General features: G+C 62.1%; 13 protein-coding genes. 5 read left to right on the forward strand and 8 right to left on the reverse strand.

Annotation, left to right across the window (positions count from 1 at the left end; translation table 11 throughout):
* Nucleotides 1-25: 25 nt before the first annotated feature.
* The 4 genes from J2887_RS19535 to folE all read right to left on the reverse strand — a co-directional run bounded on the left by J2887_RS19535 (nt 26) and on the right by folE (nt 4,973).
* Nucleotides 26-1,417 carry a sodium-dependent transporter gene (locus J2887_RS19535; protein ID WP_227172796.1) on the reverse strand — a complete coding sequence of 464 codons (1,392 nt, stop codon included), beginning with the start codon at nt 1,415-1,417 and terminating at the stop codon, nt 26-28.
* A gap of 212 nt (nt 1,418-1,629) precedes the next feature.
* On the reverse strand, nt 1,630-3,198 hold the full coding sequence (locus J2887_RS19540) for a PAS domain-containing methyl-accepting chemotaxis protein (RefSeq protein WP_227172797.1): 1,569 nt from the start codon (nt 3,196-3,198) through the stop codon (nt 1,630-1,632).
* 170 nt (nt 3,199-3,368) lie between these two features.
* Nucleotides 3,369-4,235, reverse strand: coding sequence for a carboxylate/amino acid/amine transporter (locus J2887_RS19545; RefSeq protein WP_227172798.1), 867 nt, complete (start codon nt 4,233-4,235; stop codon nt 3,369-3,371).
* A gap of 96 nt (nt 4,236-4,331) precedes the next feature.
* Complete coding sequence (gene folE, locus J2887_RS19550; RefSeq protein WP_227172799.1) at nt 4,332-4,973, reverse strand: GTP cyclohydrolase I FolE; 642 nt, start codon at nt 4,971-4,973, stop codon at nt 4,332-4,334.
* Nucleotides 4,974-5,245: 272 nt separating this feature from the next.
* Between folE and J2887_RS19555 the strand changes: the two genes are divergently transcribed.
* Complete coding sequence (locus tag J2887_RS19555) at nt 5,246-6,676, forward strand: MATE family efflux transporter (RefSeq protein ID WP_227176177.1); 1,431 nt, start codon at nt 5,246-5,248, stop codon at nt 6,674-6,676.
* Here J2887_RS19555 and J2887_RS19560 read toward each other — a convergent pair.
* Nucleotides 6,637-7,638 (reverse strand): sensor domain-containing diguanylate cyclase, encoded by a 1,002-nt coding sequence (locus J2887_RS19560; protein ID WP_227172800.1) that lies wholly within the window; start codon nt 7,636-7,638, stop codon nt 6,637-6,639. The two genes, J2887_RS19555 and J2887_RS19560, sit on opposite strands and share 40 nt — an antisense overlap.
* Nucleotides 7,639-7,885: 247 nt before the next feature.
* Here J2887_RS19560 and J2887_RS19565 point away from each other — a divergent pair, with 247 nt between their 5' ends.
* Entirely contained in the window at nt 7,886-9,010 is a 1,125-nt protein-coding gene (locus J2887_RS19565; RefSeq protein WP_227172801.1) for an HD-GYP domain-containing protein, read from the forward strand.
* Here the strand turns inward: J2887_RS19565 and J2887_RS19570 are convergent.
* Nucleotides 8,990-9,247: a DUF2798 domain-containing protein gene (locus tag J2887_RS19570; protein WP_227172802.1), complete on the reverse strand. Its 258-nt coding sequence runs from the start codon at nt 9,245-9,247 to the stop codon at nt 8,990-8,992. The two genes, J2887_RS19565 and J2887_RS19570, sit on opposite strands and share 21 nt — an antisense overlap.
* An 86-nt stretch (nt 9,248-9,333) precedes the next feature.
* The gene (locus J2887_RS19575; protein WP_227172803.1) at nt 9,334-9,762 is read right to left on the reverse strand and encodes a CBS domain-containing protein; all 429 of its coding nucleotides are present in this window, start codon (nt 9,760-9,762) and stop codon (nt 9,334-9,336) included.
* Between the two features lie 364 nt (nt 9,763-10,126).
* Between J2887_RS19575 and J2887_RS19580 the strand changes: the two genes are divergently transcribed.
* Nucleotides 10,127-10,297 carry a hypothetical protein gene (locus tag J2887_RS19580; protein ID WP_227172804.1) on the forward strand — a complete coding sequence of 57 codons (171 nt, stop codon included), beginning with the start codon at nt 10,127-10,129 and terminating at the stop codon, nt 10,295-10,297.
* A gap of 125 nt (nt 10,298-10,422) precedes the next feature.
* Here the strand turns inward: J2887_RS19580 and J2887_RS19585 are convergent, their stop codons facing one another.
* Nucleotides 10,423-11,352 carry an alpha/beta fold hydrolase gene (locus J2887_RS19585; RefSeq protein ID WP_227172805.1) on the reverse strand — a complete coding sequence of 310 codons (930 nt, stop codon included), beginning with the start codon at nt 11,350-11,352 and terminating at the stop codon, nt 10,423-10,425.
* Between the two features lie 275 nt (nt 11,353-11,627).
* On the opposite strand from J2887_RS19585, the gene J2887_RS19590 reads away from it, so the two are divergent.
* Entirely contained in the window at nt 11,628-12,989 is a 1,362-nt protein-coding gene (locus tag J2887_RS19590) for an alanine/glycine:cation symporter family protein (RefSeq protein ID WP_227172806.1), read from the forward strand.
* 180 nt (nt 12,990-13,169) lie between these two features.
* On the forward strand, nt 13,170-13,823 hold the full coding sequence (locus J2887_RS19595) for a peroxiredoxin (protein ID WP_227172807.1): 654 nt from the start codon (nt 13,170-13,172) through the stop codon (nt 13,821-13,823).
* Nucleotides 13,824-13,869 lie beyond the last annotated feature (46 nt).

The following is a 13,869-nucleotide window of genomic DNA, read 5'->3' on the forward strand; positions in this document are numbered from 1 at the left end:
GGATGGCCGGTCGTGGCACAGGTCTTCAACTCATCAGGTTGTAGACAAACACGATCACCACCGCGACCGGGGTGACGAAACGCAGCAGGTTCAGCCACAGGCCGAACGCGCTGTTGGACAGGTTGATGTCCTGCTGCAGGCTTTCCTTGGCCACGAACCAGCCAACAAACACAGCCGTCAGCAGACCGGACAGCGGCAGCATGATGTTGGCGGTGAAGTAGTCGAGCAGATCAAAGATGGTCTTGCCTTCGAAGCGCTCGAACATCGCCAGCGGGGTCACGTCTGACCACAGGTTGAGGGACAGGATCGAGGCGATCCCCAGCAACCAGCAGGCAATCCCGACGATGATGGCACTGCCACCGCGGCTCACCACAGTCTTCTCCTCAAACCATTCCACCACCGGCTCCAGCAGGGAGATGGCGGAGGTCCAGGCAGCAAACACCAGCAGTACGAAGAACAGGGTGCCGAAGAAGGTACCCATCGGCATCTGACCGAAGGCCAGCGGCAGGGTCTGGAAGATCAGACCGGGACCGGCGCCGGCTTCCAGGCCGTTGGCGAACACCACCGGGAAGATCGCCAGACCCGCCAGCAGCGCAACACCGGTATCCATCACCGACACCGTCACCGCGGTCTTGCCGATGGAGATGTCGCGCCCCAGATAGGAGCCGTACGCCATCATGATTGCCATACCCAGGCTCAGGGTGAAGAAGGCGTGACCCAGGGCGATCAGTATCCCATCAACCGTTAGGGCGCCGAAGTTGGGTCTGAACAGGAAGCTCACCGCCTCCATGAAGTGGCCGGTGGTGGTGGCGTAGCCTACGGCCAGCAGCAGCAGCGCGAACAGTGCCGGCATCAGGATATTGACCGCACGCTCCAGGCCGGATTTCAGGCCCTGGGCAACCACCAGGATCACCAGCGCCATGAACAGTGAATGCCACATCAGCAGCTGCCCCGGGCTGGCCAGCAGATCGCCGAAGATCTGGTTGACCACCTCAGCGCTCTGGCCGGTGAAGTCACCGCTTGCGGCGTGCGTGATGTAGGACGCCGCCCAGCCACCGATCACCGAATAGAACGACAGGATAATGAATGCCGCCAGCACACCGATGATGGCCGACACCCGCCACAACGGTGAGCGCAGGTTACGCTCGGCCACCAGACGCATACTGGCCACCGGATTGTGGCGACCACTGCGACCGATAAAGACTTCCGCCATCATGATGGGAATGCCGATCACCGCGATACAGAGCAGATAAACCAGCACGAAGGCGCCACCGCCATTCTCGCCGGTGATGTAGGGGAACTTCCAGACGTTACCCAGGCCGACCGCCGAACCGGTGGCAGCGAGGATAAAGGCGAGTCGGGACGACCAGAGGCCACGCTTGGCCGATCCGTCCGACGCCATGTTGGAGTCAGTCATATTGTTATCCTGTGTGTATAAGCTAGCTTATTAATATCAATTATGGCTTGCCGCCACCGCACGCCAGGGCTGACCCGGGGTACCGTTGCAAACGGCAATTGGAGCGAAATTCTGCCAGTCCCCCACACAGGATGCCAGTCAACCAGGCCAATGCCCGCCAATTCGTACCCGGCGGGCCGCTCGCTCCCCCTTCGCAAGCATGGCGGGCGGGCTCAGTTGCGGGTGATGAAGCGCGCCACCAGATCCTTGAGACCCACCGACATATTGCTCAGTTCCTCACTGTAGGTCTTGGCGGAATCCGCCTTCTCGGTGCTGTTGTCCGCCAGTTCGGCAATGCTCACCACCTGTTGGTTGATTTCATCAGACACCTGACTCTGCTGCTCAAAGGCGGCCGACATGCTGATGAAGCTGTCGGAGATCCGGCCAATGGCCGACACAATGGCCTGCAGCGACTGCTCTGCGGACTGCACCTTCTCCAGGCCGACACCCGCAATACTCTCGCCTTCCCGGGTGGCCTGCACCGCCTGGCTCACCTGCTCGCGGAAATCGTCGATGATGTTCTGGATGCTGACCGTGGACTCCCGGGTTCTCGCTGCCAGCGACCGTACCTCGTCGGCCACCACCGCGAATCCCCGGCCCTGCTCGCCGGCGCGGGCGGCTTCAATGGCCGCGTTGAGGGCCAGCAGATTGGTCTGCTCGGCGATGTCAGAAATCAGCCGGGTTGCCTCACCGATGCTCTCGGTGGATTCCCCCAGCTTGCCAATGGCACCACCAATGGCATTCACTTGACCAACCAGCTGTTCAATCGCCGCCAGCGCCTGGGCACTGAGTTCGCTGCCGGAAGACGCCGAACGATTGGCTTCCTCGGCATCCCGGGCGTTGCTGGACACGCTCTCGGCCACCTCCTGGATCGACACAGTCATCTCATTGATCGCAGAGGCGGTCTGATCGGTCTCGGCGCGCTGCAGGGCGATGGAATCGGCGCCCTCACTGATCAGCCGATGGCTGTAGCGGGCCTTTTCCAGCAACAGATCGGAGTGGTCCTCGATCCGCGCAAGCACGGTGCGGATACGGGCCTCCTCGCTCATCAGCACCATCGCCAACTGGGCGAAAAGGCCGTCTTCATCGGTGTAGGTCTTGGCCACCACCGGGTCCTTGAAGGCATCCGGTCGCAGATCGATCAACCGCCGCAGGCGACTGGACAGCGACTGGGTCAGCAGTCCGCCGGCCACCAGGTGCCCGGCGACGATCAGCGCCAGCGCCAGGCCACTGTGATCCAGCCCCAGCGCCACCAGGGAAGCCGCCAGCGAGACCAGCAGCGGCCAGCCGGAACGGACAATCGATGCAACCCGGCCACGGTGATCACTGTGACGGCCAGCGGACAGCCGGCGATAGAGTTTCTCAGCCCGTGCCACCTGCTCCCGGCTGGGAGCGGTGCGGACCGACTCAAAGCCCACCATAGTCTTGCCGTCCCAGATCGGCGTGACATAGGCGCTGACCCAGTAGTGATCGCCGTTCTTGGCGCGATTCTTGACGATACCCAGCCAGGGTCGCCCCGCTTTCAGGGTATCCCACATACCCTTGAACACGCCCTGGGGCATGTCAGGGTGACGAATAATGTTGTGGGCCTGGCCCACCAGCTCCTCGCGTGAGAATCCGCTGATCTCGACAAACTCGTCGTTGCAGTAGGTGATGCCCCCTTTCAGGTCGGTGGTGGTGATCAGCCGCCCCCCCTCTCTCATCCGGACTTCTTGCTGGGTCACCGGCAGGTTCTTACGCATTCTGGGCGTCTCCACGCTGGTTGGCTGCCAAGAGCCAACTTCCTCGCAAGGAATTGATTTTTATCAAGGCGAGTTTACCAAATACGCCAAGGCCGATTCTTAAGACCTTAGAATAAAGATGGTTAAAAAGTGTGAAAGATCAACCCGGACCGCAGCCACACCCCGCCGAATCAGGCGGTCTGCAGGCGGTTGGGACGGAACCGGGCGTTTACCCACAGCGACAGCAGGATTACGCTGCCACCGACGACCAGCCGCAGCAGATCCGCATCCCGGTTCCAGATCAGCAGGTTCACCAGCAGACCGGCGGGTACCAGGGCGTTGTTCATGATCGCCAGGGTGCCGGCGTCCACCTCGCAGGCGCCCCGGTTCCACAGGAAGAATCCGAGACCGGACGCAACCAGACCCAGCCAGGCCAGGATGCCCCACTGCAGCCCGGTGGAAGGCAGTTTGTCGGCCTGACCGAAGATCAGGAAGGAAGGCAGCGCCACCAGCAGGGCGCCGAGGAAGAAGTAGCCGAAGGTGTGCCGGGGATTGGCCACGCCGGCGTAGTGCCGCATCAGGTGTTTATAGCCCACCTGGCCGGCAGCGAAGGTGGCATTAGCCAACTGCAGCAGCAGGAAACCGGCAATGAAGTCCTCACTCAGGCCATCGTAGCGGATGATACCGGCGCCCACGGTGGCAATCGCCGCCGCCACCAGCGCCATCGGGGTAAACCGGCGATAGAAGGCATCGTCGATCAGGGTGACATAGAGCGGCGTGAAGATGGTGAACAGCAAGACCTCAGGCACGGAGAGGTAGGCAAAGGAACGATACAGGCACAGGTAGGTGATCCCGAACTGCAGCGCGCCCACGGCCAGGGTGCCCAGCTGCAGCCCCGCCGGAATACCGCGCCAGCGCAGCAACGGCAGGAACACCAGCCCGCCCAGAAGAACCCGGGTCAGCACGGCAAAATCGCTGTCCACCCGGCCGGCGAGGAACTCACCAATCAGACTGAACGAAAACGCCCACAGGACCGTGACAACAACCAGCAGTGCCATACCACGCAACTCCCCGACCGGATAGCGGCAACCCTCCGGTTGCCTGCGAAAAGGAAGCGCACTTTACCACACTGTCAGTTGCTCACACCCGGGGCATCAGCCAGCGAGAAACTCCCGACGGCGATCGCGATCGCTCTTGAACACCCCGCCCAGGGCCAGGGTCTCGGTCTCGGAACTGACGTCCATCACCCCCCGCGCCTTGACGCAGTAATGGGTCGCCTGGATCTGCACCGCAACGTCGTCCACATCCAGCAACGTCTGCAATGCCACCAGAATCTGGTGAGTCAGCCGCTCCTGAACCTGGGGCCGCCGGGCAAAGAAACGCACGATGCGGTTGATCTTGGACAGGCCGATCACCCTGTTCCGGGGCAGGTACGCCACCCGTGCCAGGCCATCAATGGTGACAAAGTGATGCTCACAGGTACTCAGCACCGCGATGTCCCGCACCCGGATCATCTCATCCACCCCCATCTTGTTGTCGATCTGGGAGATCTTGGGAAACTGGTGGTAGTCCAGGCCGGCGAACACTTCGTCCACGTACATCCGCGCAATGCGCTGCGGGGTGTCATGGAGGCTGTCATCGTTGAGATCCAGACCCAGGGTGGCGACCACCTCCGCCATCAGCTCGGTGATGCGTGTCACCTTCTGATCCCGGGTCAGTACGTTTTCGTTGAGGGGCGTTTCCAGGCCCTGCTCGATGAGGGCGGCCTGCACCGCTTGCGCTTCTGGGCTCAGCATGTCGAATTCCGTTAGTGACGACCATTCTCCCTGCATACGCCCATCTGCGCATCCGGGATCACGGGTTGATGACAACAGCGTGTCCGCTCTGTGACGAGCCGGTTATTATCCACAAGCATCTTCCCTTATGCACTAAGTAGGCGCCACGAGCTATCATGGACGGTCTTCCCCGGGGCGCCGACCCATCACCGCGGATGTCACCCTGATCCGTCGCCGTGACACCGGACCGCGCCCCTCAAACACTAAGACCTGGAACCTTCGCCGTGCAGACCCTGGACGACACCCATCAACCTCTCCCCGCCAGCCGCCAGCCGCTGGTTCAGCGCACGCTGTCGGAGTGGGGCACGCTGATCCGCCTGGGCGCGCCGATTCTGGTGGCGCAACTGGCGCAGATGGCCAATGGCGCCATCGATACCGTGATGGCCGGACACGCCAGCGCCGAGGATCTGGCTGCCGTGGGCATTGGCAGCAGTCTGTGGATGCCCCTGTTCCTGTTCTTCATGGGGCTGCTGGGAGCACTGCAACCGATCATTTCAGGTTACCGGGGCGCGGGCGACAATCATCGCATCATGCCCACCACCTGGCAGGGGCTGTACATTGCCGCGGTCGGTGCGGTGCTGATGATGGTGGCGTTGGCCAACGTGCGACCAATCCTGGCGATGCTGGAACTGGAAAGCACCACCGCCGGTATCACCCAGGGCTATCTGGATGCCTTTATCTGGGGCGTGCCGGCGCTGTTCCTGATTGTCGCTCTGCGGGGACTGACCGATGGCCTCGGCCACACCAAGGTGATCATGGTGTTCTCGCTGCTGGGCACGCTGTGCAACCTGCCGCTGAACTACATTTTCATCTACGGCAAGCTGGGACTGCCGGCCATGGGCGGGGTTGGCTGTGGTTGGGCCACCGCCATTGCCAACGGCATTGCCGCGCTGGCCCTGGTGATCTATCTCAACCGCAGCGCGGCCTATCGCCGCTTTCACCTGCTGGCCAGCCGGTGCCGGCCGGATGGTGCCCAGATCCGCTACATCCTTGCGATCGGGGTACCCATCGGCTTCACCATCTTTGTCGAGGCCAGCATCTTTTCGGTGATCGCGCTGTTCCTGGCTCCGCTTGGACCGGTGGTGGTGGCCGGCCATCAGATTGCACTCAACGTCACCTCGCTGATGTTCATGGTGCCACTGAGCCTGGGCATGGCACTGACCCTGCGGGTCAGCTTCCTGGTGGGCGCCAGGGCTCCGGACACCGCCCGGCTGATCTCCCGCAGCTCGCTGCTGCTGGCCGGCGCCATCGCGCTGGTGTTTGCCAGCGGACTCTGGCTTGGATCGGGATTGATCGCCCAGCTCTACACCAGTGACCCGGAGGTTCAGGCGGTCACCATCGCGCTGTTGCTGTGGGCGGCGCTGTTCCAGATCGTCGACGTCATCCAGGTTACCTGCATCAGTGCCCTGCGAGGCTACAAGGACACCCGCATCCCGATGCTGATCATGCTGTTCTCTTTCTGGGGCGTGAGCCTGCCACTGGGGTATGTGCTGACGTTTACCGACTGGCTGGTACCGGCGATGGGGGCCGCCGGTTTCTGGATCGGGCTCACCGCAGGCCTGACCTCAGCCTCGGTGCTGCTGATGAGCCGACTGTTTCTGTTTACGCCGGAACAGGCCGACGATCAGCCAGCAACGGTAACCGGCGCCAGTGCTTCCGCGTAGATGATGCGGTCACGGCCGGCGGCCTTGGCCTGATAGAGCGCCTCATCGGCCCGGGCCAGCCAGCTGGCGGCGTCGTCTCCCTCCCGCAGCAGGGCGATGCCGATGGAGGCCGTGACCGGCCCCGCCGGGCTCTTCAGGGAACGTCGCAGGCTGTGCTGGAGATGGTTCATCACCGCCTGCAGGCCGGATTCGTCCACCCCGGGCAACAGCAGTACAAACTCCTCACCACCGTAGCGAAAGAGCTGATCGCTCTTGCGGGTGTGCCGCTCCAGCAGGCTGACAAACTCCACCAGCACTTCGTCGCCAACACTGTGACCAAACTGGTCGTTGATACGCTTGAAATGATCCAGATCCAGCAACGTCAGGGCATAGGACAGACCGTTACGGCGATGGCTGGCCACCGCCGCGGTCAGCTCCCGGTCCATGGAGCGACGGTTCTTGATACCGGTCAGGGGGTCGAGGGTGGCCAACTGCTCCAGCCGGGCACGCTGGTTTTCGTTGCGCAGGGCAAACACGTAGGCACAGCAACTCACCACGACGGCAGTAGTCACGAACGACCACATCTGCTCCTGGGATGAGAACGCCGCGCCATGGATGATCAGCGCCATCACCGCCGCCAGGTTGATCAGCACCGCCACCGGCGCCACCGTCAGGAAAAAGCTGGTAATCAGCGAGGGATAGAGCCAGAACAACCCCACTTCCCCCTGCACCGTTGCCACCGCAACACCGCCGCCACAGGCGACAATGGCCAGGAAGAAGCCAGACCGGTAGGTGTCACTGGTACGCCAGGCGTACACCACCGCGCCACAGATGCTGACCAGGATACTGAGATCGATCAGCCCCGCCAGGATGGTGCCCTGCCAGAACCGATAGAGGGCAAATGGGGTGATTCCAAGCACCGCACTGGCACCCAGCAGGGTGATGATGGAGAGGCGGAAGTTACTGCGAAGCCGGGAGTACATGCCAGGAGTCCATGTTGGTGTTGTTATTGGGAACTGTCCGTGTACCGCAATGATCAATGGGCCAAACCACAGCATATCCGAAAGGGCCAGACTGGAAATCCCCCGCCGACAAAATATGACATTTGTTCAAGTTTCTGCCAGCGTGCGCCCTGTCCGTCCCCCCACAGATCCGGTAGAGTAGCTTTCAACTACATTACAATAATTTGCGTTACCCGGTGGGAACCTCATCACAAGGGAAAGGAACGTTGTGACCAATCTTGTCCGTGTCGCCCCCGGTGCACTGGTGGTCGGCAAACCGCTGCCCTGGACGGTGTACGATGCCCACGGCCGGGTGCTGCTGACCCAGGGCTACGTGATCCACAGCAACGCCCAACTGGAGCAGCTGTTCGAACAGGGTCTGTTCCACCCCCGTATGCCGGAGAAAAAGGAGACGCCGGAAGCCACTGAGGATGTCCGCGACCGCAACCCCTTTTATGATTACCCGGTACTGCTGAACACCCTGGAAGCCACCCTCAACGCCATTACCGCCGGCGAGGCCAGTGCCTTCAAGCGCCTGCTCGGTCTCACCCGGCTGGTGCAGCGCAGCTGTCAGGAAGCCCCCGACCCGTGCCTGGCACTGGTGCACCTGTACTCGGTGGAACCCACCGCCTTCGAGCACACCCTGTTTCACGCCATTGTCTGCCAGATGGCGGCGGACCAACTCGGCCTGGACAACAACCGCGCCAGTATCCTGGTCGCAGCGGCGCTGACCGCCAACATCGCCCTGCACCCCATCCTCGACCGGCTCAATGCGTCACCAAGAACCCTGAGCGATGACCAACGCGACATCATCCACCGCCACCCGGAACGCGGCGCCCAGGCCCTCAGCCAGGCCGGTATCGACAACAGCCTGTTGCTCGACATTGTGCGTCAGCATCATGAGCGGGCGGACGGCGCCGGCTATCCCCGGGGGCTGGAAGGCGGCGACCTGCTGCCGGAAGCGGAACTGCTGTCGTACGCGGAACTGTACGTGGCACTGATCACCCGGCGCGGCTACCGTCCCCGCCTGTCCATCGGCGACGCCCGCAAATCGCTGCGGGAAGCCGGCAGTCTGAGTGCCCGGCCACGGCTGTGCCAGGCCCTGCTGGCGGCCCTGACGCCCTACCCACCGGGTTGCCTGGTACGACTGGCCAACAACGAAGTGGCGGTGGTCACCCACCGGCCCCAGGTCGCCAGCGGCCATCGCGCCCAGGCCATCATCAGCGCCCAGGGTGACCGCTATCTGGGCGCCTTCCAGCGTCACTGCCAGGAACTGGACTACAACATTCGCGCCCAGGTGGAACCCGATGTGATGCCGTCCATGGACTTCGGGCTACTGTGGGGGTTTGGTTAGGCGGGCCATCACCGCGTCGGTGATGCGGTGGGCCAGCGGGGCGATTACCGACACCAACGGGAAGGCGACGGCCCAGGCCACGATGAAGGCATGCAACCAGCGCTGCGGGAAACCGGCATCCAGGCCGGTATTGATCAGGGTCACCACGGCCGACATCAGCAGTGACATCAACCCCGACATCACAAACGCGAACACCAGGTTGCGGCGTCGGCCACCGAGATGGGCAGTTTGGGACATAGGGAACCTCTGATTGAATAGGACGCTATGTTCTACCAGAGTCCTCCAATCAGGATGATACGTGTAACTACCAACTCAGCCGGCTGTCAGTCCGCCTCGGCGAAACGGCCCGTCTCCAGGCCGCAGCCCAGTTTTGCCAGTTCCGCCAGGATCGCACTGCGGGTGACGATGCCCACCAGACGGTCATGGTCCACCACCGGATAGACTTTGGGCTTGCCGGCCCCCAGGTTCTGGGCCAGGTCCACCACCGCCATTTCCGGGGTCACCGTGACCGGGGCATGAAACATCACATCATTGACGATGGGTTCACCCTCGCAGTGGTAACTGCTGACCAGCAGGGCATGAATGCAGTCCTGCTCGGACACAAACCCGATCACTTTGCGGTGATCGTCCACCACCGGCAGTCCGGACACATGGTTACTGAGCAACGCCTTGACCACCTTGGCCAGGGGAGTACTGCAACGGATCGGCTCGATATGGTTCCACATCACATCGGATACTTTCAGTGAGCGCATGAAACGCGACCTCCTAGGTTGAGACGAGGTTGGAGTGGGGCTCTCTATAACCATAGGCAATGGCACCACAAACAGGAAGGTCACAGCCTGCAATTCTGCCCCTCAACGGGACACACTTACATGCATTCTGCAATAAAAATTTACGTAGAATCAGTGCCCCTACGTATTGTTGATGAATGGTCACTTACTATACAGTAGCACTGTGTTCCGGAGACCCCTCCGAACACTCCTGGAGGCCCTCCAGGAAGGCGCCGACCGATCCCGGCAACGGCGTCCTATCGATGGACTGAAACTTTGGCAAACCCGGAAACCACAGGAGCCTTATCGGACTCCTGGGATGGCTAATGCATTTAGGAGGTGTACCATGCGTTTGAACAGCCTGGCTATCCGTTTTCGTCGCAACCGCGCTGTGGTTGCTGACACCGTTGAGCAGCCGCAGGCGCTCACCCTGGGTCGTCGTCAAAGCATGACCCTGGAGTCACTGAACCGTGCGGCCCAGACCCGCAGCCTGAAAGCCGGCATGCGTGTACGCTAAGCGGTCTTGACGACACCAGAGAAAAATAACCAACACGGAGGACCACCCCCGTGGAGAGTTCGACCTGATGGCCAGCCCGATGACAATCCGGCTGGCCATTTTCGTTTCTGAGCGCTGGGTTTTGCTCACCCCGCCCGCGACTGGGACGCCACCGCCAGACCAATGTCGGCAATCCGGGCCAGCAAGGGCACCGGCAGGTCATGCCCCATCCCCTCAATCAGTTCCAGCCGCGCCTGTGGCAACAAATACTTGAGCTGTTCCGCGGCCACCGGCCGCACCAGCGGGTCCTGGCGACCGTGAATGATCGCCGCAGGCACGCGAATCTGCCGGGTCCATGGCGTCAGGCTGCCCGTGGACAGAATCGCCCGGGTCTGCCGCAGAATACCAGCCGGGTGGTAGCTACGACGGTAGTCCGCCACCAGCCGCGCCCGCACGTCCGGCGCCGGCGTGGGGTACCCCGGGCTCTGGATCGCCTGCCAGAACGCCAGACTGCGGGCCACCACCGAGGCCTCATCGTGCCCCTTGGCACCGACTCCGGCGAGTTTCCACACCAGCCGGGGCTGGGGCAAAGGCAGCCGCGGGCTGTTGGTTGAAGTCATGATCAGTGCCAGCGAGCGCACCCGCTCGGGCCATCGCGCCGCCGCCAGCTGACTGATCATGCCCCCCATGGAGACGCCAACCAGGTGCGCCTGCTCGAGCGCCAGCGCATCCATCAGATCGCGGACATCACCGGCCATGTCATGAAGACTGTAGGGACCGTCCACCGACAGCCCCAGCCGGTGCCGGGCCATCATCATCATCGGGTGGCCGCTGAGGTGCTGCTTGAGGTGGCTGGACAGACCGATGTCGCGGTTATCGAAGCGGATCACCCGGAACCCGGCGTCGGCGTAGGCATCCAGCAGGGCCTCCGGCCACAGTGTCATCTGCGCCCCCAGCCCCATGATGAACAGCACCGGTTCGCCGTCCGGATTGCCCCGGGTTTCCACCCAGAAACGCAGGCCTCGGGTGGTCACCTCGCGCTGTTGTGGCAGGTGATGGCTGGGCGTGGTGGTCATGGCAAACTCCTGAACTGGGCTAAGGGAGCGGATCACAGCTCCCACGGAAACCAGACGATGTTGTACGACACCCATGCCTGCTTGCCAATGCCTCTGCCGGCCCCGATCCCGGCACCTCGGTCAATCCCCTGTTACAGCAATGGTTTACACCAGCGTTTCAACAGCTAAACTCAATCCTTTATTGACCTTGCCAACAATTAAAACCGGCGCAGGCGTCATCACAGCCCGCCTTCAGAACCGGGTGACGCCTGCGTGAACCAGACCAGGAGACGCAGATGGAAGCGATTTCAAACTTTGTGGGACAGATCAACTCGCTGGCCTGGGGGCCGCCGATGCTTGTGCTGATCCTGGGGGTAGGGCTGTTCCTCAGCATTGGCCTCAAGTTCATGCCGATTCTCAAACTCGGCGCCGGCTTCCGGTTGATGTGGCAGGGCCGCAGCAGCTCCGACCAGGCCGGCGAGATTCCGCCATTCCAGGCACTGATGACGGCGCTGTCCGCCACCGTGGGTACCGGTAACATCGCCGGTGTCGCCACAGCGGTTTTTCTGGGCGGGCCCGGTGCATTGTTCTGGATGTGGCTGACCGCACTGGTGGGCATGGCCACCAAGTACTCCGAAGCGGTACTGGCGGTTCGCTACCGCGAGGTGGACGAGCGTGGTGCCCACGTTGGCGGCCCGATGTACTACATCCGCAACGGCCTGGGCCCCAAGTGGGCCTGGCTCGGCGTACTGTTCGCGCTGTTTGCTGCCATTGCCGGTTTCGGTATCGGCAACACCGTGCAGTCCAACTCGGTGGCGGATGTGCTGGAAGCCAACTTCAACCTTCCCACCTGGGCCTCGGGCGGCATCCTGATGGTGCTGGTCGGGCTGGTACTGATCGGCGGCATCAAGCGCATTGGTCAGGTCGCCAGCGCGCTGGTGCCGCTGATGGCCATTTCCTACGTCACCGCCGGTGTGGTGGTGCTGGCCATCAACGCCAGTGAGATTCCCAGTGCTCTGCAACTGGTCTTCACCCACGCCTTCTCCCCCATTGCCGCACAGGGCGGGTTTGCCGGCGCCGCCATCTGGGCCGCGCTGCGATTCGGTGTGGCCCGGGGTATCTTTTCCAACGAAGCCGGCCTCGGCTCAGCGCCCATCGCCCATGCGGCCGCCCAGACCAACAACCCGATCAACCAGGGTATGGTGGCCATGCTGGGAACCTTCATCGACACCATCATTATCTGCTCCATCACCGGCCTGGTGATCATCACCTCCGGCACCTGGACCAGCGGTACCGAAGGCGCGGCCCTGACCTCCATGGCGTTCGCCGACGCCCTGCCCGGCATCGGCAACTACATCGTGGCCATTGCCCTGGCGATCTTTGCCTTCACCACCATCCTTGGCTGGTCGTTCTACGGTGAGCGCAGCGTTGAGTTCCTGTTTGGCGTCAAGGCCATCATCCCCTACCGGGTGCTGTGGGTGCTGGCGATTCCCCTGGGCGCCACCTCGGACCTGGGTTTCATCTGGCTGCTGGCCGATACCCTCAACGCCCTGATGGCACTGCCCAACCTGATTGCCCTGGCACTGCTGAGCCCAGTGGTGTTCAAGCTGACCAAGGAGCATTTCAACCGCCAGCGCGAACTGGGGGTAAAATCCTGATATGGATTCACGTGGGAGCCGCTGATGAACGTTGGTTTTGATGAACGTTGATTCACGTCCGCTCTTCAGCGCTTCCCTTGTGTTCTCCGACAGCCATCCCCATGGTTACTCAGAGGACACTGGTGAACTGGCCGGTCCGGGGTCGGGCCGGCCTGACCCGACAATGAAGGAGGACACCGCATGAGTCTGAGACTGGGAGATACCGCGCCGGATTTCGAGCAGGAATCCACCGAAGGCACCATTCGCTTCCACGATTGGCTGGGGGACAGCTGGGGGGTGCTGTTCTCGCATCCCGCCGACTTCACCCCGGTGTGTACCACCGAGCTGGGATTGACGGCGAAACTGCACAAGGAGTTCGCCCGCCGTAACGTCAAACCCATCGCCCTCAGCGTCGATCCGCTGGATTCCCACCGGGAGTGGATCCACGATATCAATGAAACCCAGGAATGCACGGTGACCTTCCCCATCATCGCCGATGCCGACCGTACGGTTTCCACCCTCTACGACATGATCCATCCCAACGCCGACGACACCCTGACGGTGCGCTCGCTGTTCGTGATCGACCCGCAGAAAAAAGTGCGGTTGATCATCACCTATCCCGCCAGTACCGGTCGCAATTTCAAGGAAGTCCTGCGAGTGATCGATTCGCTGCAGTTGACCGATGAGCACAAGGTGGCGACCCCGGGCAACTGGGAGAAAGGCGAGGACGTGGTGATAGTGCCTTCCCTGCAGGATGAGGACGAAATTAGCAAGCGCTTCCCGCATGGCTACAAGAAAGTCCGTCACTATCTGCGCATGACGCCGGACCCCCACAGCAACTGGAGCGGTGACTGACCGCGCAACCTTTTCTGCAGATCAAAAAAAACCGGTCGGAACTCGA

Origin of the sequence: Marinobacter sp. CA1, from assembly GCF_020546665.1 — a bacterium.
GTDB classification, from domain to species: Bacteria; Pseudomonadota; Gammaproteobacteria; order Pseudomonadales; family Oleiphilaceae; genus Marinobacter; species Marinobacter xestospongiae.